This is a genomic window from Streptomyces sp. NPDC058051 (genome assembly GCF_042885475.1).
Lineage (GTDB): Bacteria > Actinomycetota > Actinomycetes > Streptomycetales > Streptomycetaceae > Streptomyces.
Genome location: NZ_JBHVRW010000032.1, coordinates 66,347 through 92,407, shown reverse-complemented (window position 1 = coordinate 92,407; position 26,061 = coordinate 66,347). Strand labels below are relative to the sequence as shown.

General features: G+C 69.4%; 22 protein-coding genes and 1 pseudogene. 15 read left to right on the top strand and 8 right to left on the bottom strand.

What is annotated here, in order from left to right; genetic code table 11:
- Positions 1-488: 488 nt before the first annotated feature.
- Positions 489-1,187, top strand: coding sequence for a transposase (locus ACFVUT_RS33530; RefSeq protein ID WP_389658170.1), 699 nt, complete (start codon positions 489-491; stop codon positions 1,185-1,187).
- On the opposite strand, the pseudogene ACFVUT_RS33525 reads toward ACFVUT_RS33530, so the two are convergent.
- Positions 1,171-1,443 (bottom strand): annotated as a pseudogene (locus ACFVUT_RS33525) (transposase family protein); the annotation flags it as partial. The gene ACFVUT_RS33530 and the pseudogene ACFVUT_RS33525 sit on opposite strands and share 17 nt — an antisense overlap.
- A gap of 6 nt (positions 1,444-1,449) precedes the next feature.
- A complete protein-coding gene (locus tag ACFVUT_RS33520; RefSeq protein ID WP_389658167.1) occupies positions 1,450-2,859 on the bottom strand; it encodes a nucleobase:cation symporter-2 family protein in 1,410 nt (469 codons plus the stop codon).
- A gap of 486 nt (positions 2,860-3,345) precedes the next feature.
- Between ACFVUT_RS33520 and ACFVUT_RS33515 the strand changes: the two genes are divergently transcribed.
- The gene (locus tag ACFVUT_RS33515; RefSeq protein ID WP_389658164.1) at positions 3,346-7,617 is read left to right on the top strand and encodes a molybdopterin-dependent oxidoreductase; all 4,272 of its coding nucleotides are present in this window, start codon (positions 3,346-3,348) and stop codon (positions 7,615-7,617) included.
- Between the two features lie 164 nt (positions 7,618-7,781).
- A complete protein-coding gene (locus ACFVUT_RS33510) occupies positions 7,782-8,123 on the top strand; it encodes a DUF5713 family protein (RefSeq protein WP_389658161.1) in 342 nt (113 codons plus the stop codon).
- Here the strand turns inward: ACFVUT_RS33510 and ACFVUT_RS33505 are convergent.
- The gene (locus ACFVUT_RS33505; RefSeq protein WP_389658158.1) at positions 8,069-8,992 is read right to left on the bottom strand and encodes a helix-turn-helix transcriptional regulator; all 924 of its coding nucleotides are present in this window, start codon (positions 8,990-8,992) and stop codon (positions 8,069-8,071) included. The genes ACFVUT_RS33510 and ACFVUT_RS33505 overlap by 55 nt on opposite strands.
- Positions 8,993-9,249: 257 nt before the next feature.
- Between ACFVUT_RS33505 and ACFVUT_RS33500 the strand changes: the two genes are divergently transcribed.
- Together ACFVUT_RS33500 and ACFVUT_RS33495 are read left to right on the top strand one after the other, a co-directional pair.
- A complete protein-coding gene (locus ACFVUT_RS33500) occupies positions 9,250-10,266 on the top strand; it encodes a zinc-dependent alcohol dehydrogenase family protein (RefSeq protein WP_389658155.1) in 1,017 nt (338 codons plus the stop codon).
- Between the two features lie 143 nt (positions 10,267-10,409).
- The gene (locus tag ACFVUT_RS33495; RefSeq protein ID WP_389658152.1) at positions 10,410-11,075 is read left to right on the top strand and encodes an SDR family NAD(P)-dependent oxidoreductase; all 666 of its coding nucleotides are present in this window, start codon (positions 10,410-10,412) and stop codon (positions 11,073-11,075) included.
- Positions 11,076-11,110: 35 nt separating this feature from the next.
- Here ACFVUT_RS33495 and ACFVUT_RS33490 read toward each other — a convergent pair whose 3' ends face one another.
- The gene (locus tag ACFVUT_RS33490) at positions 11,111-11,953 is read right to left on the bottom strand and encodes a helix-turn-helix transcriptional regulator (protein WP_389658150.1); all 843 of its coding nucleotides are present in this window, start codon (positions 11,951-11,953) and stop codon (positions 11,111-11,113) included.
- 71 nt (positions 11,954-12,024) lie between these two features.
- Between ACFVUT_RS33490 and ACFVUT_RS33485 the strand changes: the two genes are divergently transcribed.
- The gene (locus ACFVUT_RS33485; protein ID WP_389658147.1) at positions 12,025-12,741 is read left to right on the top strand and encodes an SDR family oxidoreductase; all 717 of its coding nucleotides are present in this window, start codon (positions 12,025-12,027) and stop codon (positions 12,739-12,741) included.
- Between the two features lie 112 nt (positions 12,742-12,853).
- Here ACFVUT_RS33485 and ACFVUT_RS33480 read toward each other — a convergent pair whose 3' ends face one another.
- A complete protein-coding gene (locus ACFVUT_RS33480; RefSeq protein WP_389658144.1) occupies positions 12,854-14,347 on the bottom strand; it encodes an MFS transporter in 1,494 nt (497 codons plus the stop codon).
- 378 nt (positions 14,348-14,725) lie between these two features.
- On the opposite strand from ACFVUT_RS33480, the gene ACFVUT_RS33475 reads away from it, so the two are divergent.
- A complete protein-coding gene (locus ACFVUT_RS33475; RefSeq protein ID WP_389658141.1) occupies positions 14,726-15,427 on the top strand; it encodes a TetR/AcrR family transcriptional regulator in 702 nt (233 codons plus the stop codon).
- A complete protein-coding gene (locus ACFVUT_RS33470) occupies positions 15,424-15,570 on the top strand; it encodes a hypothetical protein (RefSeq protein ID WP_389658138.1) in 147 nt (48 codons plus the stop codon). The genes ACFVUT_RS33475 and ACFVUT_RS33470 overlap by 4 nt, the downstream gene beginning before the upstream one ends.
- 12 nt (positions 15,571-15,582) lie before the next feature.
- Here ACFVUT_RS33470 and ACFVUT_RS33465 read toward each other — a convergent pair whose 3' ends face one another.
- A complete protein-coding gene (locus ACFVUT_RS33465; protein WP_389658135.1) occupies positions 15,583-16,983 on the bottom strand; it encodes an NAD(P)-binding domain-containing protein in 1,401 nt (466 codons plus the stop codon).
- A 204-nt stretch (positions 16,984-17,187) separates the two neighbouring features.
- On the opposite strand from ACFVUT_RS33465, the gene ACFVUT_RS33460 reads away from it, so the two are divergent.
- The gene (locus ACFVUT_RS33460) at positions 17,188-17,559 is read left to right on the top strand and encodes an ArsR/SmtB family transcription factor (protein WP_389658132.1); all 372 of its coding nucleotides are present in this window, start codon (positions 17,188-17,190) and stop codon (positions 17,557-17,559) included.
- Between the two features lie 147 nt (positions 17,560-17,706).
- Here ACFVUT_RS33460 and arsB read toward each other — a convergent pair whose 3' ends face one another.
- Positions 17,707-18,834, bottom strand: a complete 1,128-nt coding sequence (arsB, locus tag ACFVUT_RS33455) for an ACR3 family arsenite efflux transporter (protein WP_389658129.1) — start codon at positions 18,832-18,834, stop codon at positions 17,707-17,709.
- The gene (locus tag ACFVUT_RS33450; protein WP_389658126.1) at positions 18,831-19,139 is read right to left on the bottom strand and encodes an ArsR/SmtB family transcription factor; all 309 of its coding nucleotides are present in this window, start codon (positions 19,137-19,139) and stop codon (positions 18,831-18,833) included. The genes arsB and ACFVUT_RS33450 overlap by 4 nt, the downstream gene beginning before the upstream one ends.
- A 70-nt stretch (positions 19,140-19,209) precedes the next feature.
- Between ACFVUT_RS33450 and ACFVUT_RS33445 the strand changes: the two genes are divergently transcribed.
- The 6 genes from ACFVUT_RS33445 (at position 19,210) to ACFVUT_RS33420 (ending at position 25,984) form a co-directional block, all read left to right on the top strand.
- On the top strand, positions 19,210-19,656 hold the full coding sequence (locus ACFVUT_RS33445; RefSeq protein ID WP_389658123.1) for an arsenate reductase ArsC: 447 nt from the start codon (positions 19,210-19,212) through the stop codon (positions 19,654-19,656).
- 454 nt (positions 19,657-20,110) lie between these two features.
- The gene (locus tag ACFVUT_RS33440) at positions 20,111-20,956 is read left to right on the top strand and encodes a polyphosphate polymerase domain-containing protein (protein WP_389658185.1); all 846 of its coding nucleotides are present in this window, start codon (positions 20,111-20,113) and stop codon (positions 20,954-20,956) included.
- On the top strand, positions 20,953-21,630 hold the full coding sequence (locus tag ACFVUT_RS33435; protein ID WP_389658120.1) for a DUF4956 domain-containing protein: 678 nt from the start codon (positions 20,953-20,955) through the stop codon (positions 21,628-21,630). The genes ACFVUT_RS33440 and ACFVUT_RS33435 overlap by 4 nt, the downstream gene beginning before the upstream one ends.
- Positions 21,630-23,477, top strand: a complete 1,848-nt coding sequence (locus ACFVUT_RS33430) for a CotH kinase family protein (RefSeq protein WP_389658117.1) — start codon at positions 21,630-21,632, stop codon at positions 23,475-23,477. Before ACFVUT_RS33435 ends, ACFVUT_RS33430 begins: the two co-directional genes overlap by 1 nt.
- A 177-nt stretch (positions 23,478-23,654) precedes the next feature.
- Entirely contained in the window at positions 23,655-24,407 is a 753-nt protein-coding gene (locus tag ACFVUT_RS33425) for a response regulator transcription factor (RefSeq protein WP_389658114.1), read from the top strand.
- Positions 24,404-25,984: a sensor histidine kinase gene (locus ACFVUT_RS33420; protein WP_389658111.1), complete on the top strand. Its 1,581-nt coding sequence runs from the start codon at positions 24,404-24,406 to the stop codon at positions 25,982-25,984. The genes ACFVUT_RS33425 and ACFVUT_RS33420 overlap by 4 nt, the downstream gene beginning before the upstream one ends.
- Positions 25,985-26,061 lie beyond the last annotated feature (77 nt).

Sequence of the window (26,061 nt, the reverse complement as noted above, 5' to 3'; positions counted from 1 at the left end):
CACGGTCGAGTACCCACACCTTCTCGAACGGCCGAATCATCACACCGGTTACGGCCCACCAGGACGTTTCAGCAAGATCGTGTTATGAGCTCTTACGCTCACGCCGCCCCTCAGAGCACGAGTAGTACGTCGGCAGACTGGCTCTGCCCTCTGGAAGAGAGAATCTTCACGGGGGCCTCGGCTAAACGTTTGAGTATCTGCCCCGACGGCGCCGTGCTCTGCAAGGGTATGAAAACGGCACGGCGCCGGGGGCTTGAGGGCAGCCAGTCGGCCGTCTGCGCGAAACCGTCAGGCGGGCTGCTCGGCGGCCATGGCCGTGACAGTAGCCTTCCAAGGACTGACGACGTCGGGGGCAGCGTGCCCAGGCACTGTGACCACGCCCCTGGGGTGCGCAGGGGCGTGCACGAACGGGAACTCCTCCACCGAATCTGGCGGAAGTTCCGTCTCAAGCCCCACATGACGGACACCTTCAAACTGTCGACGGCCCCATGTTCGTGGAGAAGGTCTACGACGTCGTCGGGCTGTACTTCAATCCGCCAAAAGGGGCGGTGGTGCTGTCAGTGGACGAGAAGTCGCAGTTCCAGGCGGTGGACCGGTCTCAGCCGGTGATCCCGGGCATGCCCGAGCGTCGCACCCATGACTACATCCGTAACGGTCTGACCACTCTCTTCGCGGCCTTCGACGTTGCGACCGGCGAAGTCATCACCTCGTTGCACCGTCGGCACCGGGCAGCGAAGTTCAAGAAGTTCCTCATCGAGATCGAGAAGGAGGTTCCCGGGCACCTCCAGATCCACCCGATCCGCGACAACTACGGCACCCACACAAGACGCCCGCCATCAAGGCATGGCTGGCCTAACACCCCCGATTTCACCTGCACTTCACCCCCACCGGTTCGTCCTGGATCACCCCAGGTGGAAAGGTGGTTCGGCTTCCTCGCCGACCAGAAGATCCGCCGCGGCTCCCACAAAAGTGTGCGTTCCTTGGAAGCCGACATCCGAGCCTGGTCAAGGAGTGGAACGAGAACCCAACACCATTCACCTGAACCAAGTCGGCCGAGGAGATCCTCGACTCCCTCGCCCGCTTTTGCCAACGGATCTCCGGCGCAGGACACTAAAGGTTGTTGCAGAAGGGTGGGTGTGGGCAGGCCAATGTGGTGTTTGACCTGTTGGTTCAGCCTGTCATGGTGAGGTTGTGCATGGTGGCGACGGCTTGGACGGCATGGTGAAGGCCGTCTCCTTTCTGGCGGCAGTCGCGGAGGAATTTCCAGGTTTTCATGCGGGCGAAGGTGCGCTCGACGCGGGCGCGGACGCGTCGGCGTTCGGCGTTGTCCTCCTCCTGGCCGCGCAGGAGTGGGCGTCCGGCTCTTCTGCGGTGCGGGACGATCAACCCGGTTCCCAGGTGGGCGCCGTCTGCGATGACCGTTGTCCCGGCCGCGATGGCGGGAAAGGGTCAGGTGGCGGGGGCGGAGTCGGCAACTGACGGCTCGACCGCCTGCTTCTCTGTCTCCGTCTGCGGCTTCTTCCGTCCGGGCGTGTGGTTGAAGAGCAGGTTCAGCAGGAACGCGGCGAGCGTGGCGCTGGTGATGGCGCTGCCGCCGATGATCTGCACCCAGGTCGGGAAGGCGTGGTAGATCGTGGGCGCCGCGACGGGCAGCATGCCGATGCCGATGGAGACGGCCACGATCAACAGGTTGTTGGTGCCCTCGAACTCCACCTTGCGCAGGGTGTTGATGCCGACGGCGGTGACGGTGGCGAACATGACCAGCCCGGCCGCGCCGATCACCGGGCCGGGCAGCGAGGCCACGACCTCGCCGAGCTTGGGGACCAGGCCGAGCGCGACGAGGATGCCGCCGGCGACGGCGGCGACGTAGCGGCTGCGGACCTTGGTCATGCCGACCAGGCCGACGTTCTGGGCGAAGACGGTGTCCACGAAGCCGTTCATGACGCCGGCGAAGATACCGGAGATGCCGTCGCCGGCGAGGCCGCGGGCCAGATCGCTCTTGCTCAGCGGGCGGCCGGTCATCTCGCCGACGGCGAGCATGTCGGCGGTGGACTCGGTGAACGTCACCAGCATCACCACGCACATGGAGATGACCGCGGCGACGGGGAAGTGCGGGGCACCGAAGTGGAACGGCGAGGCGAGCCCGAGCCAGTCGGCGTCACCGACCGAGGAGAAGTTCGTCAGCCCCATCGGGATCGCGGCCAGCGTGCCGGCCACCAGGCCCAGCAGCACACCGAGTTGGGAGATGAAGCCGCTGGTGAAGCGGCTGACGAGCACGATCAGGAGCACGATGCCGCCCGCGAGGGCCAGGTGGCCGGGGGCCGCGTAGTCCTTGGCCGTGGGGTCCAGGCCGGCGATCAGACCGGCGGCCACCCCGATGAGCGAGAGCCCTATGACGGTGATGACCGAGCCGCTGACGAGCGGTGGGAAGAACCGCACCGCCCGGGCGAACGGCACCGCGACCAGCAGTCCGAAGACACCTGCGGCGATCATCGAGCCGTAGACGGCCTGCATCCCGTACTCGCCCGCGATCAGGATCATCGGGGTCACGGCCGTGAAGGTGGCGCCCGCCACGACCGGCAGCCGTACGCCCAGGATCCTGCCGATGCCGAGCGACTGCAGCAGTGTCACCAGGCCGGCCACCAGCAGGTCGGCGTTGATCAGCAGGCCGATGGTGGAGGTGTCCAGCTTGGCCGCAGCACCGAAGACCAACGGAACGGTGACACAGCCGGTGTACATCACGAGCACGTGCTGAAGGCCGAGCAGCCCCAGCCGGGCGGGCGGCAGAACCTGGTCCACCGGGTGCCGGGCAGGTTCGGCGGGGGATTCGGACGCGGGCGCGTCAGGGGCCTGGGACACAGGGAGCCTCCGGAGGCGAAGCCGAGCTTGGGGAGCGGAAAAAGGGAATCAGCAGCACGTGAGGGGCGCGGTGGAGAAGGACGGGGTGGGGCCCGTGGACCAGAAGCCGAACAGCGGGTCAAACTTTTTGTTGACCTCGTTTCCCCCGCGTTTCCCCGACCGAACAGTGGTGTTGCTTTTGCTGTGGCCGGACAGAACGGTGATCGTCGAGGTCATGGCGTGCGAACCGACCGACCGGGGTTGCGCCCTGCGCACGGGAGCCGGGTCCGTGACGTGAGGTGGCCCGCGTGCGGGAGGTCGTCGTGGCCGGGTGAGCCGACGGCCTCACAGGGTGGTGCCGGGGCGTGTGCGTGAGGCGTAATCCCCGGCGCTCCGCAGCGTGACGGAGCCGAAACCCGATCTTTCTACGGTGCTGGTCGTAGGGCTGCCCGTAGTAAACCGCGCGGGCCGGCTCAGGAGGTACGCAGACCGGAAAGTGGAGGTTCGGTGCCAGCAGGCTCGAAGAAGGACAGCGTCCGTACGGTCTGTTCGTACTGCGGGGTCGGCTGCGGCATCGTGCTCGACATCACGCGGGATCCCGCCGACGGCCGCCGCCGCGCGGCGAAGGCTTCCGGGGACAAGGCGCATCCCACCAACGTCGGCCGCCTGTGCACCAAGGGGGCGACGAGCGCGGACATGATGGCCGCGCGCGGACGCATATCGAAGGCGCTGGTCCGGGCCGAGCGCGGCGCCGAGCCGGCCGAGACCGGCGTGGACGAGGCGATCACGGCGGTGGCCGGCCGGCTGCGGGCGCTCCTGGACGAGCACGGGCCCGATGCGCTGTCCTTCTACGTGTCCGGGCAGATGTCGCTGGAGGCGCAGTACCTGGCGAACAAGCTGGCCAAGGGTTTCGTCCGGACGAACCAGATCGAGTCGAACTCCCGGCTGTGCATGGCCTCCGCGGGAACCGGCTACAAGCTGTCGCTGGGCGCGGACGGCCCGCCCGGCTCCTACCAGGACTTCGACCACGCGGACGCGTTCTTCGTCATCGGCGCCAACATGGCCGACTGCCACCCGATCCTCTTCCTGCGCATGACGGACCGGATCAAGTCGGCCGGGGCCAAGCTGATCGTCGTCGACCCGCGCCGCAACGCCACCGCCGCCAAGGCCGACCTCTTCCTCCAGATCAAACCCGGTACCGACCTCGCCCTGCTGAACGGCCTGCTGCATCTGCTGGTCGCGAACGGTCACACGGACGAGGAGTTCATCGCGCAGTTCACCGAGGGCTGGGAGGAGATGCCCGGCTTCCTCGCGGGCTACGCGCCCGACAAGGTCGCGGAGATCACCGGCATTCCGGAGGAGGACATCCGGCAGGCCGCACAGTGGATCGGCGAGGCCGGTGAGTGGATGAGCTGCTGGACCATGGGCCTGAACCAGTCCACGCACGGCACCTGGAACACCAACGCCCTGGTCAACCTGCACCTCGCCACCGGTGCCATCTGCCGTCCGGGCTCCGGCCCGTTCTCGCTGACCGGCCAGCCCAACGCCATGGGCGGCCGGGAGATGGGCTACATGGGCCCGGGCCTGCCCGGTCAGCGTTCCGTTCTGGTCGAGGCCGAGCGTGCCTTCATCGAGAACCTGTGGAACATTCCCGACGGCTCGCTGCGTACCGAGGTCGGGCGTGGCACGGTGGAGATGTTCGAGCAGATGGCCGCCGGGGACATCAAAGCGTGCTGGATCATCTGCACCAACCCGGTCGCCTCGGTCGCCAACCGCAAGACCGTCATCGCCGGCCTGGAGGCCGCCGAACTCGTCATCACCCAGGACGTCTTCACCGAGACCGAGAGCAACACCTACGCCGATGTCGTTCTGCCCGCCACGCTGTGGGCGGAGTCCGACGGCATCATGATCAACTCCGAGCGGAACCTCACCCTCGTGCAGGGCGCCGTCGACCCGCCCGGCCAGGCGCTGCCCGACTGGCAGCTGATCGCCCGGGTGGCCTGCGAGATGGGCTTCGCCGAAGCGTTCACCTACGCCTCGGCCGAGGAGGTGTTCGAGGAGCTGAAGCGGGCGTGGAATCCCAAGACCGGCTGGGACCTGCGCGGCGTGAGCTACGAGCGGCTGCGCACCACGCCCGTCCAGTGGCCGTCACCGGCCGCCGACGGCCCGGACCGCAACCCGATCCGCTACCTCAACAACGGCATCAGCCAGACCCTCCTGGAACGCGAGGACGGCAGCCGCCCCCGCCTGGCCTTCCCCACCGCGAGCGGACGCGCGCAGTTCTTCGCCCGCCCGCACCTGCCGGCCGCCGAACTCCCCGACGACGAGTACCCGTTCGTCCTCAACACCGGCCGCCTGCAGCACCAGTGGCACACGATGACCAAGACCGGCAAGGTCGCCAAGCTCAACAAGCTCAACCCCGACCCGTTCGTGGAGATCCACCCCGAGGACGCCGAGGCTCTGGGCGTCATCGAGGGCGACCCTCTGGAGGTCGCCTCCCGCCGCGGGCGTGCCGTGCTGCCCGCCGTGGTCACCGACCGGGTCCGACCGGGCAACTGTTTCGCACCCTTCCACTGGAACGACCTGTTCGGCGAGTACCTCAGCATCAACGCCGTCACCAACGACGCGATCGACCCGGTCTCCTTCCAGCCGGAGTTCAAGGTCTGCGCCGTCACCCTCGCCAAGACGGCCGCCGCCGTCCCGGCGGCCCGCCCGAGCACCCGGCCGGAGACCACGCCCGTGCCCCCCGCCCCCGTGCCCGCGCCGACCGCCGCAGCTGCCGCCCCGGCGGACTCGCCCGTCCACGCGCTCGCCTCGCTGTTCGGCATCGCCGACCTCGCCCCCGCACCCCTGGCCGAGCCGGAACGCCGCTATCTCGCCGGCTATCTCTCCGGTCTCGCTGCGACCCCGTCCGACGGACGCGTCCCCGTCCTGCCGCCGGGCGCGCCCTTCGACCCGGGCCACGCCCTGTGGGTGGACGGCGTCCTCGCCGGCATGTTCTCCCGCACCGCCGCACCCACCACCACCGCCCTCGTGCCCGCGCAGACCGGTGCCTTGGCAGCCGATCCGGCCGTAGCGACCCGCCGCCTGGTCATCCTGTGGGCCTCCCAGACGGGCAACGCCGAGGAGTTCGCCGCAGAGACAGTCGCCCACCTCACCCGGACGGGCCGCACCCCCGAACTGCTGCCCATGGCCGACGCGACCCCGGCCCACCTCGGCACCGACACCGACGTACTCCTCATCACCAGCACCTCCGGCGACGGCGACGCCCCCGACAACGGCGCCGACTTCTGGCAGAGGCTGTCCGACCCGGACACCGGGCGGCTGGAGGGAATCCGGTACGCGGTTCTCGCCTTCGGCAACTCCGACTACGACGACTTCTGCGGCCACGGCCGCCGACTCGACGAACGGTTCGACGCCCTCGGGGCGACCCGCCTCGTCCCCCGCACCGACTGCGAGCCCGACTTCGAAGAGGCCGCCGAGCAGTGGCTCGGCCGGGTCGTCACCGCGCTGGCCACAGGCGACGACCGGCAGCCTCGTCCCGCGGACGCGGTCGAGGCTCCCGTCGCCGAAACCGCCTCCGCCGGCCCGACCGCCGGCCCGACCGTCACCGCCCCGCAGGCCGTCACCGTCCCGCCGGCCGATCCCGCACCGGCCGGCTACACCAAGGCGTCGCCGTTCGCCACCCTGCTCATCGGCAACAGGCTGCTGAGCCTGCCCGGCTCGCAGAAGGAAGTGCGGCAGTTCGCCTTCGACACGCGCGACGGCGAACTCGCCTACGACGCCGGGGACGCCCTCGGCGTATGGCCGGCCAACGGCGCCCCGCTCGTCGCCGAATGGCTCGCCCTCACCGGCCTCGACCCCGACGAGCCCGTCGACCTCGGCGACGGCGCGCCCCTCCCTCTCGAAGAGGCACTGCGCACCCGCCTGGACATCGCACGCATCTCCCCCGGCCTGCTCAAGTTCGTGGCCGAGCGCACCGGCAGCCACGATCTGAAGCGGCTGCTGCGCTCCGACAACAAGGACGAGCTGGCGAAGTGGAGTTGGGGCCGTCAGGCCGCCGATGTCGTCTCCGCGTTCCCCGTCCAGGCTTCGGCGCCGGAGTGGGCGCGGGTCCTCAAGCGTCTCCAGCCCCGCCTGTACTCCATCTCCTCCAGCCCGCTCGCCCACCGCGGCGAGGTCCGCCTCACCGTCTCCGTCGTCCGCTACACCAACGGCCTCGGCCGGGACCGCAAGGGCGTGTGCTCCACCTACCTGGCCGACTGCGCGGACGACGGCCCGGTCCAGGTCTTCGTGCAGCGCTCACCGCACTTCCGCCCGCCGGCCGACCCGGCCACCCCCGTGATCATGATCGGGCCCGGAACCGGTGTGGCCCCCTTCGTCGGCTTCCTCGAAGACCGCCGGGCCCGCGGCCACACCGGCGCCAACTGGCTCTTCTTCGGCGAACAGTGCCGGGCCACCGACTTCTACTACCGCGAGGACCTGGAGGCATACCGGGCATCCGGCCACCTCGACCGCCTCGACCTCGCCTTCTCCCGCGACCAGCGCAACAAGGTCTACGTCCAGGACCGGATGCGCGAACACGGTCCGCGCCTGTGGCAGTGGCTGCAGGACGGCGCCCACTTCTACGTCTGCGGCGACGCCTCCCGCATGGCCAAGGACGTCGACCAAGCCCTCAAGGACATCGCCGCCACCCACGGCGGCCTGGACACCGACGAAGCCGCCGACTACGTCAGGCGCCTGTCCGCGGACAAACGCTACGTCCGCGACGTCTACTGACGGCACCGTCCCCGAGGTGCGGCTCAGCAAGCACAGCCACCGCCTCGTGTCCCGGGCCGACGGCAGGTCGGCCCGTCGCGAAAGCGCCGGCCCGCCGTGTGTCAGTGGCGTGCTGCATGATCGAGCACGTCGGTGCTCAAAGAGGATGAGGATGGGGAGGCACCATGCCGATCACCAACCAGCAGATGGCAGGACACGCGTTCCTGCGACTGCTGTACGTGGACGATTACTTTCCCGATCATGTCGTGGACAAGGGCAAGGCGATCATGCTGCGGCTGTGCGAGCGGATCGAGGCCGAGCAGCCGTCGGACCTGGCGGCCCTGTATGTGCTGACCCAGGCCGCGACGGAGGAGTTCAACCTGCTGGAGGCGGAGTTCGAGGCAGCCGGGAGCGAGATCGAGACGGTTGCACGGGAGGAGATCGCCGAGGACTTCTGGTTCGTCGCGTCGGCTTACGGCTTCACGGACGCGGACGTCGAGGAAATGATCGCCCCCCGGGATTGGTGACCGGCGGCTGCAAGCCCTTGGGTGGCGGCCCAGGATGCGAGGAGGCGCAAAGCTTCTTCGGAGGGGGAGCGGGGTTCGGCGGTGTAGATGGTGAGGGTGAGGCCGGGTTCGGCCGCCATCTCAAGTCCTTCGTAGGCGAGGGTGAGTTCGCTGACGACCGGGTGGTGGAAGCGCTTTGTGCCGGTGCCGTGGTGGCGGACGTTGTGTGCGCCCCAGCGGGTGCGGAATTCGTCGCTTCGGGTGGACAGCTCTCCGACCAGGTCGTGGAGGTCCTTGTCGTGGGGGTTGCGGCCGGCTTCGGTGCGCAGGATGGCCACGGCCATGTCGGCGGCTTCGTCCCAGTCGGGGTAGAAGCGGTGTGAGGCGGGGTCGAGGAAGTTGAAGCGGGCGAGGTTCGCCTGGTTCTGGGGGGAGGCGTAGACGTCGTGGTAGAAGGCGCGGGCGAGCTGGTTGGCGGCGAGCACGTCCATACGGCCGTTGCGGACGAAGGCGGGCCCGGCGGTGATCGCGTCCAGGGTCCATTGCAGGCTGCGGTGCGGAATCCACTGCCGGGTGGTGCGGCGTCGGGGCCGGGTGAGCGCGTCGGACCCGTCGGCGGCTTGCACCAGAAGGAGCAGGTGGGCGCGCTCCGCGTCGTCGAGCTGGAGAGCGCGGGCGACAGCTTCGAGCACGGTCGGTGAAACGCCGGCAAGGTTGCCGCGTTCGAGCTTGGCGTAGTACTCCACGCTCATGTCGGCGAGCGCGGCGACCTCACTCCGGCGCAGGCCGGGCACGCGCCGCCTGCTGCCGGACGGCAGCCCCGCCTGCTCCGGGGTGATCTTCGCGCGCCGCGAGGTGAGAAACTCGCGGACCTCTTCACGGTTGTCCACCCCTCGACCGTACGTCTCCCGCGCCGCGGGAGGGGTGTACTGCCGGTACACCCCTTGGCGGTGACTCGCTGCGCGCGCGAAGACCGGGTTACCTGGATGACGTGACGTTCTTCCGTCCGGCCGTGAACGCTGCGGGACGGGAAGCCCGCACCCGGCTCGCGGTCGGCGGCTCGCCGTCCGTTCCGGGCCTGCAACCGCACCCGGCGTGTGCCGGTACACCCCCGGTACCGCACGCCCCAGCACGTAAGGAACCCCTCATGCGCGGAGCAGTGATCCACGCCCCCGGCGACGTCCGCTTCGAGACCTTGGACGACCCGAAGATCCTCCGGCCGACCGACGCGATCATCCGCACGGCCGTCACCTGCGTATGCGGCTCCGATCTGTGGCCCTACCGCGGCCTGGAGCCGATCGGCGAGGTACACCCCATGGGGCACGAGTACGTCGGATTCGTCGAGGAGGTCGGCAGCGACGTCACCGCCGTGCGGCCCGGCCAGTTCGTCGTCGGCTCCTTCGCCACGTCGGACAACACCTGCGCCAACTGCCGCAACGGCTTCCAGTCCAACTGCCTGCATCGCGAGTTCATGAGCACCTGCCAGGCCGACTACGTGCGCATCCCCAACGCCCAGGGCACCCTCGTCGCCACCGACGAGACGCCTGCCGACGAGTTCTGGCCCGGCCTGCTGGCCGTCTCCGACGTCATGGGCACCGGCTGGTGGGCCGCTGACGCCGCCGAGGTCAGGCCCGGCTCCACCGCCGTGGTGGTCGGCGACGGCGCCGTCGGTCTGTGCGCGGTGATCGCGGCCAAGGCGATGGGTGCGGAGCGGATCATCGCGATGAGCCGCCACGAGTCCCGCCAGAAGCTCGCCCGCGAGTTCGGCGCCACCGACATCGTCACCGAGCGCGGCGACGAAGGCGTGGCCCGTGTCAAGGACCTCACCGACGGGATCGGCGCCGACTCGGTCCTGGAGTGCGTCGGAACCGCCCAGGCCATGCAGCAGGCGCTGCACTCCGCGCGGCCCGGCGGCAACGTCGGCTTCGTCGGTGTCCCGCACGAGGTCGGCATCGACGGGCAGGAGCTGTTCTTCTCGCACGTCGGCCTGCGCGGCGGCCCCGCCCCGGTGCGTCGTTACCTGCCCGACCTGATCGATCAGGTCCTGACGGGCCGGATCGCGCCGGGCAAGGTCTTCGACCTCACCCTTCCCCTGGACCGGGTTGCCGAGGGCTACAAGGCGATGGACGAGCGCCGTGCCATCAAGGCCCTGCTCACGCCCTGACCTGCGCAGCTCAGGCCCTGACCTGCGCATCCCGCGCTCTCCTCGGGGACGGGGCCTTGTGCGGCCCGTCCTCTCCTCGGGGACGGGTCGTTGTGCGGCCCGTCCTCTCACTCCCCCGTGCGGAATCCTCTGGAGGACTCACCGTGACCACCTTTGCCCTCGTCGGTGCCGGCCCTGGCCTGGGACTGGCCTGTGCCCGCCGCTTCGGCGCCGCCGGCCACAGCGTCGCGCTCCTGGCCCGCAGTGCCGATCACCTGGACGGCCTCGTGGCCGCACTGGACAGCGACGGCGTCCAGGCCCGCAGCTTCGCCGCCGACGTCCTCGAACCTGCCTCCCTCACCACGGCCCTGCGGACGGCCGCCGAGGAGATGGGGCCGGTCGAGATCCTGCAGTTCAGCCCCGTGCCCCGCGCGGACTTCATGAAGCCGGTCCTGGAGACCACCGCCACGGACCTGGACGACCCCCTGGCCTTCTCGGTCAAAGGCCCGGTCACCTGCGTGAACGCGGTGCTGCCCGGGATGCGCTCCCTGGGCCGCGGCACGGTGTTGTTCGTCAACGGCGGCAGCGCGGTGCGCCCGCACCCCGAGCGGGCCGGCACCTCGATCGCCTTCGCAGGCGAGAGCGCGTATGCGCGCATGCTCCACGACGCGCTCACCCCGGAGAACATCCACGCAGCCCAGCTGATCATCCCCGGTGCGATCCGGCCGGATGCCGAGCACAGCAGTCCCGAGGTGCTGGCCGAACGCCTGTACGCCATGCACACCGAGCGCGGCAGCTTCCGGCACTACGCCGAGCCGCTGCCCGCCTGAACCGGGCCGACGCCCAACTGACCTGGTCGCCGTCCTCACGAGTGGCTGTGACCAGCACCAACCCCCTGGACCGTCGTGGCCAGCCTGCGCAGGGCCCGGGCCGAGGGGGTTTGGGGGTCGGCCGTGATCAGGACGATTTCCTGGTCGTCCTCGGGGACGAGAAGTACGTCGCAGTTCAGCCGGATTCGGCCTGCCGTCGGGTGGTCGAGCGTCTTGGTGCGGTGGCCGGGGGCGTGGACCGGACGGGTCTCCCAGAGCTGGTGGAACTCGTCGCTGCCGGCGTGCAGTTCGGCCAGCAGCGCGGCAAGCTGCGGGTCGTGCGGGTAGCGGTCGGCGGCCCGGCGCAGGCGTGCCACCACGACGTGCCCGAACTCCTCGGTGCTGGAGCTCTCGTGCAACCGCCCCTTGCCGAGGAACCGGCGCCGGGCCAGATTCGCCGTCCTGTGTCCGAGGTCGCCGCCCAACAGGGCCTGGGCCAGCGGGTTCCAGGCGACGACGCCGTAGGCCGCGTCGGTGACGATCGCGCCGGTGTCCGGCAGACGCTGCAGCATCCCGGCCACGTGCGGGCGGACGCGCCGTACGGCGCCGGTGGCGGGCGGCGGCGCACTCGTTCCGGCCAGGCGGAACAGGTGGCTGCGTTCGGCCGGCGTCAGGCGGAGGGCCTGGGCCAGCGCGTCCAGGATGCGGGGCGACGGACGTGGGCCGCGGGCCTGCTCAAGTCGTACGTAGTAGTCGACGGACATGTGGGCCAGCTCCGCCACCTCCTCGCGGCGCAGGCCCGGGGTGCGGCGCGGGGCGCCGACGGGCAGGCCGAAGTCGTGCGGACGCAGGGCCGTGCGGCGCTCCCGCAGGAAACGGGCCAGTTCCGGCCGCGCCATGACCTCTCCTCCCGGTGCCTGGTACAGGTTGTCCCTGGCAGGGTGGTCGCCACCAGGGGACCGTGGCTGCCATGAACGATCGCACAGCACTGGTCACCGGTGCCAACAAGGGAATCGGCAAGCAGATCGCCCGCCTGCTGGCCGCGGAGGGTTTCGTCGTGTTCGTGGGCTCCCGCGACGCCGGGCGGGGGCGGCGGGCCGTCGAGGAGATCGGCGACGCCGCTCGCCCGCTCGTCCTCGACGTGACGGATCCGGACAGCGTCGCCGCTGCCGCGGGGCAGGTGGACCGCCTGGACGTCCTGGTCAACAACGCGGGCATCTCCCCCTCGCTCGCGCCGCCGACCGAATCCGGCATCGACGAGTTCCGGCGCACGTACGAGACCAACGTGTTCGGGGTCGTCGCGGTCACCAACGCCTTCCTGCCCGCCCTGCGCCGCTCTCCGCACCCGCGGATCGTCAACGTCTCCAGCGGGACCGGGTCTCTGGCCTGGAGCGCGAGCCCGAACCCCCGGTTCGCGACCGGCAGCGGCGGCGCGGCAGCGTACCGGTCGTCGAAGGCCGCCCTCAACGCCCTCACCGTCCTGTACGCGCGGACGCTGGCCGAGGAGGGCTTCAAGGTCAACGCGCTCGCCCCCGGTCTGCGGGCCACCGACCTCAACTCCCGGGCGGCCGCGGCGGGCGGAGACCCGGCGGAGGCCGCCCGGGGGGCCGTACGGCTGGCGGTCCTGCCGGACGACGGGCCGACCGGCGCGTTCTTCTCCTGGGACGGAACCCCCGTGCCGTGGTGACCGCGGCAACCGCTGCAGGACGCCGGTTCTGCGGGACTGTGGCAGCGGTTGTCCCCCGATCTCCGTGGCACCTTCGGGTCCGGCCGTCCTCCGGCCGGTACGCCCGCCGTGCTCATGCCGTGGTGTCGCCGGAGGCGACGGACGCGGCGGGCTCTGCCGCGCCGTGGGGTGCCGCGTGCCCGGAAGCCAGGGGCCGCTGGCGCGGGATGAAGGACGCGACCGCCACAGCGAGGAGGGCCGCCCCGGCTCCGATGGCCATGACGGTGCGGAACGCGTTCTGCGACGGCAGCTCGGCCGGGCCGAAGCTCATGGTCATCTGGGCCAGCACCACGCCGGCGACCGCGCTGGACACCGAGGTGCCGATGGCGCGCATGAGCGTGTTGAGGCTGTTGGCGGCGGCCGTCTCGGAGACCGGGACGGCGCCCATGACCAGGGCGGGCATCGCGCCGTAGGCCAGACCGACACCGGCACCGATGATGCAGGAGACGAGCACCAGCTGCCAGATCTCGGACATCAGCACGATGTTCAGCAGGTAACCGGCGGCCACCGTGAGGGCACCGAGCATCAGGGTCACCTTCGGGCCGCGGGCGCGGGAGATGCGGGCGGAGAAGGGTGCCACGGCCATCATCACCAGACCCTGCGGGGCCAGGACCAGGCCGGAGACGAGCAGTGACTTGCCCAGCCCGTAGCCGGTGGCCCCGGGAAGCTGCAGAAGCTGCGGAAGCACCAGTGACATGGCGAACATCGAGAAGCCGAACGACATCGACGCCAGGTTGGTGAACAGCACCTGCCGCCTGGCGGCGACCCGCAGGTCGACCAGGGCGTGCGGGATACGGAGCTGGAATGCGCCCCACACCAGCAGCACCACCACACCGGCTGCGAACAGACCCAGCGTCGTGCCGCTGGTCCAGCCCCAGGTGGCGCCCTTGGAGATGGCCAGCAGCAGGCACACGAGCGCGGCGGACAGGCCCAGCGCGCCGACGAGGTCGAACCGGCCTCCGCTGCGCACGCGGGACTCCGGCACCAAGGACGAGACGAGGAGGGTGGCCAGGACGCCGGCGACGGTGGAGACCCAGAACAGGACGTGCCAGTCGAAGTGGTCGGCGATCAGGGCGGCGGCGGGCAGCCCGAGGGCGCCGCCCACGCCCAGCGACGCGCTCATCACCGCGGTGGCGGAGGCGAGCCTCTCGGCGGGCAGCTCGTCACGCATGATGCTGATGCCCAGCGGGATCACACCGGCCGACAGGCCCTGCAGGGCCCGTCCGGCGATCATCGGGACCAGGGAGTCGGCCAGGCCGCACACGATCGACCCGGCGGTCAGCAGCACCAGGCTGACCAGCAGCATGCGCCGCTTGCCGTACATGTCGCCGAGGCGTCCGACGACCGGCGTGGCGACCGCGGACGCGAGCAGGGTGGCGGTGACGGCCCAGGCGGAGTCGGACGCCGAGGCGTCCAGGAGTTTCGGCAGCTGCGGGACCAGCGGGATGACCAGGGTCTGCATGAGAGAGACCACGATCCCGGCGAAGGCCAGCACCGCCACGACAGCGTTCGCCCGCGACGGTTCCACCTTCCTGGCGACTGCGGGCTGGGCGGGGGTGTCGGACATGAAGAGCGGCCTCCGTCTGGACAAGTGAGGACAACGGGAAGAAACTTTTAAATAAAGCCGTTGAATTAAAACTAGGCGGTGACGCGATGCCGGTCAAGCGGGCCAGGCCGCGAGGCAGGTGGGATCGGTTGACGAGACGACGACGGCGACGGCGGCCCACGGACAGCTGCGCCTGCACCTGCGCCTGCAACGGGGCGACGGGGCAACGGGGCGACGGGGCGACGGGGCGACGGGGCGACGGTGGGCTGACGAGGCGTAAGCGCGCTGATCAGTAGGCTCGTGCGCACGGACATCGCCGCCTGGGCGGCGGAACGCGAGCGGCGGCTGAAGGCCGGCCGCTCGCAAGGAGAACGAAGAAAACGCGGAGCGGTGAGGACCATGTCTGGCAAGAGCGTGCGCGAGGAGAAGGTCGAAGCAACCCGAGAGGCGATCCTCGCAGCGGCGGAGCGGCTGTTCGCCGAGCACGGCGTCTACAACGTCTCCAACCGGCAGATCAGTGACGCCGCAGGCCAGCGCAACACCGCCGCCGTGAACTACCACTTCGGCCACAAGGCCGATCTGGTGCGTGCCATCTCGAACCGGCACACCGCTCAGATCGAGCTCATCCGCGGCCGGCTGGTGACGCAGGCCGGTAGCTCCACCGACCTGAGGGACTGGGTGGCCTGCATGGTTCGTCCGGTCACCGAACACCTGGCGACGCTCGGCAGTCCCACCTGGTATGCGCGGTTCAACGCCCAAGTCACCGCAGACCCCGCCCTGTACGACAACATCGCGGCAGAACCCGCGGCCTCGCCGCACCTGCGTACATTGCTGGACGGACTCAGGGCATGCCTGCCCGATCTCCCGCCCGACGTGCAGGCCGATCGCGGCATCATGGCACGCCACCTCATCGTCCAGATGTGCGTCGAACGCGAACGCACCCTGGCCGACGGCGCCTCGCTCCCCCCATCGACCTGGGACGACACAGCCGCGGTGCTCATCGACGCCATCACGGGACTGTGGAGTGCACCCGTCAGCAAGAGCGGAGACGACGGCACGCCCCCTCCCGGGGCCGAACACCGGGCCCGCTCTGCGCGATGAGCGGTGGAACCGCCGGACAGAGGACGACCCACCGGACAGAGAACAACCCGCCGCCCGCACACCGGGCCGGCACCCTCGCCCCCCTCATCCGCGATCTGCTCGCCAAGGATCCCGGAGGCGTCCTGCAGCGGACGAAGCCCTGAGCCGTCTGCGCGTCACGCGCCGCAGCAGCCACTCGCCGGGGCCTCCTCGGCAGCCGCCCCGACCGCGGCGGGAGCACCGAGCCGGACGAGCTGCGGCGCGGGCACGCAGCAGCCACCCTCGGCCTGCTGGGCGGAGGGTGCGTCGTACAGGCCGGTGCCGCCGCAGACTCCGGTCTCGGGCAGGGAGAGTTCGACGCGGTCGGCCGACTCCAGGTCGCCGGCGATCGCGGCGGCGACGGAGCGGACCTGCTCGTAGCCGGTCATCGCGAGGAAGGTGGGGGCGCGGCCGTAGGACTTCATGCCGACCAGGTACACGCCGGGTTCGGGGTGGGACAGCTCGCGGTGGCCGTGCGGGTAGACGGTGCCGCAGGAGTGCTGGTTGGGGTCGATCAGCGGGGCGAGGGCGACCGGGGCCTGAAGGCGCTCGTCCAGCCCGAGGCGCAGCTCGTCGAGGAAGGACAGATCGGGGCGGAAACCGGTCAGCACGATCACCTCGTCCACCGGCTCCAGCCGGCGCCCGTCCTCGCCGACCAGAACCGGACGGCCATCGGCGTCGCGCTCGATCGCCTCGGTGCGAAAGCCCGTGACCGCGTCCGCGTGCCCCTCGTCGACGGCGGCCTTCGCGGCCAGGCCCAGGGCGCCGCGCGCCGGGAGCTGGTCCGCCTCTCCTCCGCCGAAGGTGGAGCCGGAGATGCCACGGCGCAGGATCCACACCGCCTTCGCCCCGGCGCCGTCGTCGGCCTTCGCGAGGTCGGCGAGGTGAGCGAGGGCGGTGAAGGCCGAGGCGCCGGAGCCGATGACGGCGGTGCGCCTGCCCGCGTACCGGGTCCGGACGGCGGGGTTCTTCAGGTCCGGGACGCGGTAGGTGATCCGGTCGGCCGCCGCCTTCTCGCCGAGGGCGGGCAGGCCGCTGCCGCCGGCCGGGCCGGGCGTGGTCCAGGTGCCGGAGGCGTCGATGACGGCGCGGGCGAAGAGCCGCTCCTCGCGGCCGTCGGTGTGGGTGACGTGCACGACGAACGGCTGGGTCTCGCGATCGGCGTCGACGATCCGGTCGCGGCCGGCCCGGGAGACGCCGGTGACGGTGGCGCCGAGGCGGACCCGGCCGCCGAGAACGTCGGCGAGCGGCTGCAGGTAGAGCTCGACCCAGTCCCCGCCGGACGGGTAGGCGGCCGGGTCGGGGCGCGGCCGGCCGGTCGAGGCGAGGAGCTTTTCGGCGGCCGGGTCGACGACCTCGCCCCAGGTGGAGAACAGGCGCACGTGCGACCAGTCGCGCACCGCGGCGCCGGCGGTGGGACCGGCTTCCAGGACCAGGGGCTCGATGTCCCGGTCGATCAGGTGGGCGGCGGCGGCCAGACCGGTGGGTCCGGCCCCGATCACGACGACGGGCAGCTCGGTGGTGGCGGGTGCGTTCACGGCGACTCCTTGCGCTGTTTCGACATCTGTCGATGGCTTGCGCGGCCCAGCATGACACCTATATCGACAAGCGTCAACATAGACATTCATCGAACTCACAGGGGTTACTGATGAAGAACACCGACGTCACAGCACCCTCGTCGATGACCGGCGTCAGTGACGGCAGCCCTCCCAGCCTGGTTCGACGTGTGTCAACATAGACGCATGTCGAACGCCAAGGTGCTTCCCCTGCTCGGACCCGACAGCCAGGGTGTGGCGCCCTGCTGCCCGCCGCTGACCGAACGCCCCATGACCGCCGAGGAGGCGGAAACCGCCGCCCGGATGTTCAAGGCGCTCGGCGACCCGGTGCGCCTGCGGCTGTTCTCCGCCGTGGCCTCCCACGAGGGCGGCGAGGCGTGCGTGTGCGACATCTCCGACGTCGGGGTTTCCCAGCCGACCGTCTCCCACCACCTGAAGAAGCTGAAGGAGGCCGGGCTGCTCACCTCCGAGCGGCGCGGCACCTGGGTCTACTACCGGGTCGAGCCGTCGGTACTCGCCGCGATGGGCAAGCTGCTGGCCATGCCGTCCGCGGCCTGACGATCGAACGGACCGCGCACACCGCCCTGACCACCATCCGGGTCGCGACGCGGGCACGCTTCGCGCGCACGCCGGCTCCGCATCACCGGCAGGTGCCGACGGCAGTGCCAGCGGCGTCTGCGGCGCACCCTGCGGCGCGAAAGTACGTCAGCTGTTGTTTCCCGGTGTGGTGCGGGTGGCGGGCGTGAACTTCTTGCGCCAGGCGAGGGCGACGTGGACGAGTCCGATCAGGACGGGCACCTCGATGAGCGGGCCGACGACGCCGGACAGAGCCTGGCCGGAGGTGACTCCGAAGGTGGCGATGGCGACCGCGATGGCCAGTTCGAAGTTGTTGCCCGCCGCGGTGAAGGCCAGGGTGCTGGTGCGGTCGTAGGCCAGGCCGAGGGTCTTGCCGAGCCAGAAGGTGCCGAAGAACATGACCGCGAAGTACACCAGCAGAGGCAGGGCGATACGCGCGACGTCCAGCGGTTGCGAGGTGATCGCCTTTCCCTGGAGGGCGAAGAGGATGACGATGGTGAACAGCAGCCCGTACAGCGCCCAGGGGCCGATCTTCGGCAGGAATCGGCGCTCGTAGGGTTCGCGGCCCATCTTCCGCTCGCCGATGCGGCGGGTGAGGAACCCGGCCAGCAGCGGGACGCCGAGGAAGATGACGACGTTCAGCGCGATGTGCCACACGGACACGTCCAGACCCTGGCCGTCGCCGAGGTTCATCCAGCGCGGCAGCAGGTCGAGGTAGAGCCAGCCCAGCAGGCCGAACGCGAGCACCTGGAACACCGAGTTCAGGGCGACCAGGACGGCCGCGGCCTCACGGTCGCCGCACGCGAGGTCGTTCCAGATGATGACCATGGCGATGCAGCGGGCGAGTCCCACGATGATCAGGCCGGTGCGGTACTCGGGCAGGTCCGGCAGGAAGATCCACGCCAGCGCGAACATCACCGCCGGTCCCACGATCCAGTTGATGACCAGCGAGGACACCATCAGCTTGCGGTCGCTGGTCACGCGGTCGAGCCTGTCGTAGCGGACCTTGGCGAGGACCGGGTACATCATGACCAGCAGACCGAGCGCGATCGGCAGGGAGATCCCGCCGGTCTCGATCTTCGCGAGCGCGTCGTCCAGGCCCGGAACGAGGCGGCCCAGGCCGAGACCGACGGCCATGGCGAGCAGAATCCACACCGCGAGGTAGCGGTCGAGGACGGAGAGCTTCTTGACGATCGAGTCGTTCCCGGCCGGGCCTGCGCCCCGGGTGGAGGCGGTCGTGGGCTCGGTGGAGGTCACGGGCAGGCTCTCTTGTTCTCGACGGCGGTACGGGCGGAGGCGGCCAGTTCGGCAAACTGCTCGGACAGGCCGGCCAGGACCTCGGGCTTGAGCCTGTAGTAGGTGAAACGGCCACACGGCTCGGTCTCCACCAGCCCGGCCTCACGCAGCACCTTCAGATGGTTGGACAGGTTGGTCTGCTTGGCCCCGGTCTCCTCGACCAGGTGCGTCGTGCAGAGCGTCTCGCGCGCCAGCAGGGTCACGATCTGAAGGCGGAGCGGATCACCCAGCACCCGGATCACATCAGGATCGACTGAAGTCAGCATGCACTGATACTGTCACATCACTGCCCGCTGATGCCGGCGGGGGCTGAAGTCATGGGCGGCTGGTACCGCCATGCGACGAGAGAGAACGATCACCGTGGCCGAGTCCTCCGGCAAGCCGTCCGTCCTGTTCGTCTGTGTCCACAACGCGGGCCGCTCCCAGATGGCCGCCGCCTGGCTGACCCACCTGGCCGGGGACCGCGTCGAGGTCCGGTCCGCAGGCTCCGACCCGGGCACCTCCGTCAACCCGGCCGCCGTCGAGGCCATGGCCGAGGTCGGCATCGACATCTCCCAGGAGACACCGAAGATCCTCACCATCGACGCGGTCCGCGAGTCGGACGTCTGCATCACCATGGGCTGCGGCGACACCTGCCCCGTCTTCCCCGGCAAGCGCTACCTGGACTGGAAGCTCGACGACCCGGCCGGCCAGGGCGTCGAGGCCGTGCGCCCGATCCGTGACGCGATCAAGACTCTGATCGAGGGCCTGATCGCCGAGATCGCCCCGGAGAAGACGGCATAAGGCACAAGCGATATACGCGACGTCGCCGTCATCGACTCCGGCCCCGCCGGATATGCCGTCGCCCTCTGGGCCGCCCGCGCGGCGTACATGAAGGACGGCACTCAGGCTCCGCTCCCCGCCGAGCCCTGTCCGGGCCGCCCGAGGAAGAGGTGAACTTCCCGGGACCGGCAATAGCTCGACATTTCAGTACGCCGTGGCCGGCCCACTCTCCACAAGGCTCCTCTGTCGCCTGGCGTTAACTCTTTCTTCTCTTCGAAGACTCCTGGAATCCACCCGTGATTCTCATGGGCTCTTCATGCGCTGTTGGTTGCGTGTGTGTGGCCGGTCGGTCCGCAACGTATGAGCAAGGAGGCGCATGGTGTTCCTGTCGAAGGCAGGCGCGGCGGGTGAGGGCCGGGCAGACGAGGCCCGGGCCGCTGACAGCGGGGAGCAGGGGAGTGATGAGCCGGTGCATGTGGCCAGTCGGCTGCATGCGTTCAACCGGTTCGAGCTGAAGTATCTGGTCCCGGTGGAGCAGGCGGCTGAGATCCGGGATGAGCTGGCTGAGCGGATGGATCAGGATCTGCACAGTCCGGTCGGTGGGTATGGCGTGTGGAGTCTGTATTACGACACGCCTCAGCTCCGTTTTTACTGGGAGAAGATCGAGGGGCTGAAGTTTCGCCGCAAGTTGCGTATCCGGCATTACGGCAGTCTTGATGGGGTCACTGATGATTCCCCGGTGTGTGTGGAGATCAAGCAGCGTGTGAACCGGGTCACGCAGAAGCGTCGTATCACTCTTCCTTATGGTGTGGCGCGGCAGTTGTGTGACGGGCGGGAGATGGTGGATCACTCGGCGAGGGAGAGTGCCTTCATTCAGGAGGTTCTCGAACTTGTTGTGCGGTTGGATCTGCGGCCTGCCGCGATCACGGGGTATCAGCGTGAGGCCCTGGTGGGGCGGGACGCGGATACCGGTCTGCGGGTCACGTTCGACCGGCGGATCCGTGGCCGGGACCGGGATTTCCATTTCGGTATCGCGACGCCGGAGAACCGGTTCACGATCCCGCCGCATATGTCGGTCATGGAGATCAAGGTGAATGAGCGGACTCCGCACTGGATCACTGATCTGGCCGCGCGGCGCAATCTCAGTCTTGTCCGGATCTCGAAGTACGTGCAGTCCATCGAGGCGTTCGGTCTGGCGCCGCGTTCGGTCTTCCATGTCAATGAGGCGGATTACCCACCGACCACCCCCGCCCCCACCTCTACTTCTACTCTTATCGAGCAGCAGTCGCGGGATGCGCTGCTGAAAGCAGGAGCACAGTGAATTTCGATCTGCAGGAACTCAGTGGCACGTTCAGTGTGGCGGATGTCGTGGCGGCGATGGCGCTGTCGTTCATTCTGTCCACGGTGATCGGCTACACGTACCGGTATACGCACCGCAATGTTTCCTACAGCCAGTCGTACGTGCAGACTCTGGTCATTGTCGGCATGATCGTCGCTTTGATCATGCTGGTCGTGGGGTCGAACCTGGCGCGGGCGTTCTCGCTGGTCGGTGCGTTGTCGGTGGTCCGTTTCCGTAATGCGGTGAAGGAGACCAGGGACGTCGGGTTCATTTTCCTGGCCATGGCGATCGGTATGGCCTGTGGTGCCCGGTTCTACACGCTGGCCGCGGTCGGTGCGGTGGTGATCTGCGCGGTCGTCCTGGTGATGTTCAAGTTCAACTGGTTCGCGCTGAATGTGCAGCGTCAGGTCGTGAAGGTGCAGGTCCCGGCGGGTGAGGACTACACGCCGCAGATCCGTGACGTGCTGATCAAGTACACGAGCGAGTTCGAGCTGGTGAGTACGGAGACGATCCGTGGGGGTGCGCTCAACGAGGTGTTCTACACGGTGCGGCTGAAGAAGGGTGCCGAGCCCGGTGATCTGGTCGGTGCGCTGCAGGAGCGGACGTCCGGCCAGCGGGTGACGGTGCTGACCGGTTACGACACGACGGATCTGTGATGAGCGGCGTAGCCCCTGTGCGGCGTGGGCGGCGGCTGCGGGACCGGGTGCCGGTCCGGCTGCGTCATCACTGGAAGCCGACCGCGGCGCTGGGTGTGGGGCTCGCCGCGGTGGTCGCTTTCCTCGGCGACGCGCGGATCTCCCCGTATGTGACGTCGTCCTCGCGGGTCGAGGCGGACGCCGTCACCGACAACGTCGAGGGCACGGTGGGCCTGTACGACACCTCGGCAGAGCACTCCGTCCAGCTCACGTACCAGCAGACCGATTTCGACAAGATGATGAAGGAGTTCAAGGAGGACGGCACCAAGGACTACATCGAGGCCGACCTCACGATCGACGGTGTCTACCTCAATGACGTCGGGATCCGTCTCAAGGGCAACTCCACCCTGTCGTCCCTGCGCGGCAACAAGGGCATGCCCGGTGGCGGCCGGGACCTGCCCGAAGGCGTGCAGGGCGCCCCCGCCGGCGGCGCCCCCGGCAACGGTGGCGCCGCCGGCAACGGGGGTGGGGCCGGAGGCCAGGACCAGAAGGCGGCCGGCGGCCCCGGCGGGGCTGGTGGTCCTGGTGGGGCTGGTGGTCCTGGTGGGGCTGGTGGTCCTGGTGGTCCTGGTGGGGCTGGTGGCATGGGCGGGATGGTGCAGTACAACCTGTCTGCGGACAAGCCCGAGGAACTGCCCTGGCTCGTCAAGATCGATGAGTATGTCAAGGGCCGGGCCTACCAGGGCGAGCGGGAGATTTCGCTGCGTCCGGGCAGTAACAGTCAGGTGCCTCTCAATGAGGCGCTGTCGCTGTCGCTGACCGAAGAGAGCGGGCAGAAGGCCGAGCGGTATGCCTTCACCGAGGTGAAGGTGAACAACCGGCCCGCCGTCGCCCGCCTCATGGTCGAGGCGCCCGACACCGACTACGCCGACGACGTCGCCGACGGCAACGGCGTGCTCTACAAGGCGAAAGCGAGCGGCAGCTTCGAGTACAAGGGTAACGATCCCACCAAGTACGAGAGTTCCTTCAAGCAGCTCAACAAGAAGGGCAGCCAGGACCTCGAACCGGTGATGAAGCTCATCAAGTGGGCCGACAGCGCCTCGGACAAGGAGTTCGCCCGCGACCTCCACACGTACGTCGATGTCGACTCGCTCGCCCACTACATCGCCACGCAGAACCTCCTGCTGAACTTCGACGACATGGCAGGACCCGGCAAGAACTACCTGCTCTGGTACGACCTGGACACCAAGAAGTTCTCCGTCCTGGGCTGGGACTACAACCTGACCTTCAGCGGAGACACAGCAGCCGGCCCCGACGACTCCATCGGCATGGGCGGCGGCATGCCCGGCGCCAGCACAAACACCGGAGGCAACACCACCAACGGAGGCAACACCGCCAACGGCACCACCGGCCAGACAGACGGTGCCGCACCCTCCGGCACCCCACAAGACCAGCCCAACACCATGCCGAGCGGAGCACCAGAAGGAATGCCCCAGGGCATGCCCGAAGGAATGCCGGAAGGAATGCCCGAAGGTGCGCCCGAGGGAATGCCGGAGGGAATGCCCGGTGGGGCCGGTGCGGATGCCAAGGGAGGCAAGGGCGGCTTCATGCAGCACGTCCTGAAGACCAAGTTCCTCGACTCCGACGTCTTCGACGACATCTACAAGAAGGCATACCGCGAGCTCTACCAGAAGTTCTACAGCTCCGGCACAGCGACAACAGAGCTGAAGGACATCGCGGAACAGGCCCGCTCCGCAGGCGCCGACTCCAAGGAACTGGACACCGCGGTGACCAAGCTCACCAAGACCGTCACCGACCGCACCACCGCCCTCGCCAAAGACAAAGAGGTGACCGGCGCGACCGGCTGAGAACCCCGGCATCCCGGGCCGCCCCACCCCCCGAAGAAACCGCCCGGGATGCCGGAGTAAGTACGTAAAAGTTCGATTTGAGATTTTTGTGTACAGGTTCTCCGATTACCCTTGCGCCGCACGACCAGGACCCGCCCCGTTGCGGCTCCGCCTGCCCGTACCCCGAGGTGTCAGAACGTGATCGACCAGCACACCCCTCCGCGCACTCCCGCCGCCGGGCACACCGTCCTGGTCGTGGAGGACGACATCAGCATCCGCACGCTGCTCACCTCCGCGCTCAGCGCCGCCGGCTACGCCGTGGCCGGCGCCTCCAGCGGACAGGAAGCCATGTTCGAGGCCGGCAACCGCCGACCCCACCTCATCGTCCTGGACGTCATGCTGCCCGACACCGACGGCTTCCAGGTCACCCGCAACCTGCGCGCCCAGGGCATCTACACACCCGTACTGTTCCTCACCGCCCGCACCGGCGTCGACGACCGCATCATCGGCCTGAGCTCCGGCGGCGACGACTACGTCACCAAACCCTTCCACATCCAGGAAGTCCTGCTGCGCATCCGCGCCATCCTGCGCCGCAGCAACGCACCCGCCACCACCACCAACACCCGCCCACCCCTGCGCTACGCCGACCTCACCCTCGACGAAAACACCCACGAAGTACGACGCGCAAACCACCCACTGAAACTGTCACCCACCGAATTCCGCCTCCTGGCCTGCCTCCTCACCCACCCCGAACACGTCCTGGACAAGACCGAAATCCTCCAACAGGTCTGGCAGTACGACTTCTCCGGCGACACCCGCATCGTCGACACCTACGTCAAAAACCTACGCCGCAAGATCGACCGCAACGAACCCCCACTCATCCACACCGTACGAGGCGTCGGATACTGCCTGCGACTACCACGCGACGAAACCAACACGGCCACCCGATGAGATGGCCACACCGACTGCGCCCACGCTCCCTGCGCAGCCGCCTCGTCCTGATCGCCGGCCTGCTGGCCACCAGCGCGGTCCTCCTGTGCCAGTTCGCCGGGCTGACCGTCCTGCGCGGCTGGCTCACCGACCAGGTCGACGACCGGCTCGCCCACTTCCGGCCCCCGGACCGCGTCTACGAGGACATCGCCGACGACGGAGCACCTCAACCGCTGAACTCGGACAACGCGCTGCCCTCGGACTACCGCGTCTTCTTCTACGACAAAAACGGAAGCCTGCTGCGCACTTCCCTGGGAAGCAGCAACGGCGCAGGGCCCCGGCTCCCGCAGCAAGCAGCCGACTTGGGCCTGGCCACCGGGCGGCCGAGCACCCTTCCGGGCGAGGGCGGCGTCACCGGGTCAGGATGGCGAGTGGTCGTCCACTCCGGGCCCGACCACATGCGTGCCGTCGTCGCCCTCCCCCTGGACACCGTGGACGGCGCCACCACCAAACTCCTCTGGCTCAGCCTCGGCCTCGGCGTGGCCGTCGCCGTCGGAGTCGTCGTCCTGGGCAACGGTGCCGTCCGCATCGGACTGCGCCCGCTCACCCGCGTCGAGCACACTGCCCGGCACATCACGGAGGGCACCCTGCTCAACGTCCCCGCGGCAGACCCGGACACCGAGGTCGGGCGGCTCGGCCTGGCCCTCAACACCATGCTCGACCGGCTGCGCACCGCCCTGCACCGCAGGGAGACCTCCGAAGCTCAGCTGCGCCACTTCATGGCGGACGCCGGACACGAACTGCGCACCCCGCTCACCGCCATCCAGGGCTTCGCCGAACTCCTCCTCGACGAACCCGGCATGCCCGGCCGACGGCGCCACGAGGCACACACCCTGATCGCCCACAACGCCGACCGGATGAGCCGCCTCGTCGACGACCTGTTCCTCCTCGCCAAGCTCGGCGACACCCCCGCCGCGCACCGCGAACCCGTCGACCTCCTCTCCCTGGCGGCCGACGCCATCGCCACCACAGCGATACGCCACCCCCACCGCACCATCACCCTGGAGCCACTCACCACCCACCCCGCCGACCCCGAACGCGACCTCGACATCGTCGAGGCGCCCGGCGACCCCCACCAACTCGCCCAGGTACTGGGCAACCTGGTGTCCAACGCCTGCACCCACACTCCCGCCGACAGCAGCGTCCACGTCAGAGTCGGCGCCACCCGCACCCACTCCGAGGGGGGCCTCGGCAGCGGCCCGCCACTGCCGCCCGGCACACCCGTCTGCGTCATCGAGGTCGCCGACAACGGCCCCGGCATCAAGCCCGACGAGGCCCCCCTCGTCTTCGACCGCTTCTACCGCGCGACGCCACTCGACCAGCCCTCCGAACCGGGTTTCGAGGCCCGGCCCGAACCCGGCTCCGGCCTCGGACTCGCCATCGCCGCCGCCATCGCGACAGCACACGGCGGACGCCTCGAACTGGACAACCGCCCCGGCTTGGGCTGCACCTTCCGCCTGCTCCTGCCCGACTCGACCACCGCGCCGAAGGACGACGCCGGTGATCACTGCGGCGCGGCACACCCGCCGCCCCCGTGACGGTCCGGTGGGAGGCACAGCCGCGCAGCCGCCTCGACGCCGGGGCCGGGCCCAGGGACCTGCTTGCTCTCGCCGAC

Coding starts and splice junctions, on each gene's coding strand:
- ACFVUT_RS33530 (WP_389658170.1), top strand. CDS start 489: ATGTTCGTGGAGAAGGTCTACGACGTCGTCGGGCTGTACTTCAATCCG.
- ACFVUT_RS33510 (WP_389658161.1), top strand. CDS start 7,782: ATGCCGATCACCAACCAGCAGATGGCAGGACACGCGTTCCTGCGACTG.
- ACFVUT_RS33500 (WP_389658155.1), top strand. CDS start 9,250: ATGCGCGGAGCAGTGATCCACGCCCCCGGCGACGTCCGCTTCGAGACC.
- ACFVUT_RS33490 (WP_389658150.1), bottom strand. CDS start 11,953: ATGGCGCGGCCGGAACTGGCCCGTTTCCTGCGGGAGCGCCGCACGGCC.
- ACFVUT_RS33485 (WP_389658147.1), top strand. CDS start 12,025: ATGAACGATCGCACAGCACTGGTCACCGGTGCCAACAAGGGAATCGGC.
- ACFVUT_RS33480 (WP_389658144.1), bottom strand. CDS start 14,347: ATGTCCGACACCCCCGCCCAGCCCGCAGTCGCCAGGAAGGTGGAACCG.
- ACFVUT_RS33475 (WP_389658141.1), top strand. CDS start 14,726: ATGTCTGGCAAGAGCGTGCGCGAGGAGAAGGTCGAAGCAACCCGAGAG.
- ACFVUT_RS33470 (WP_389658138.1), top strand. CDS start 15,424: ATGAGCGGTGGAACCGCCGGACAGAGGACGACCCACCGGACAGAGAAC.
- ACFVUT_RS33460 (WP_389658132.1), top strand. CDS start 17,188: ATGTCGAACGCCAAGGTGCTTCCCCTGCTCGGACCCGACAGCCAGGGT.
- ACFVUT_RS33450 (WP_389658126.1), bottom strand. CDS start 19,139: ATGCTGACTTCAGTCGATCCTGATGTGATCCGGGTGCTGGGTGATCCG.
- ACFVUT_RS33445 (WP_389658123.1), top strand. CDS start 19,210: ATGCGACGAGAGAGAACGATCACCGTGGCCGAGTCCTCCGGCAAGCCG.
- ACFVUT_RS33430 (WP_389658117.1), top strand. CDS start 21,630: ATGAGCGGCGTAGCCCCTGTGCGGCGTGGGCGGCGGCTGCGGGACCGG.
- ACFVUT_RS33420 (WP_389658111.1), top strand. CDS start 24,404: ATGAGATGGCCACACCGACTGCGCCCACGCTCCCTGCGCAGCCGCCTC.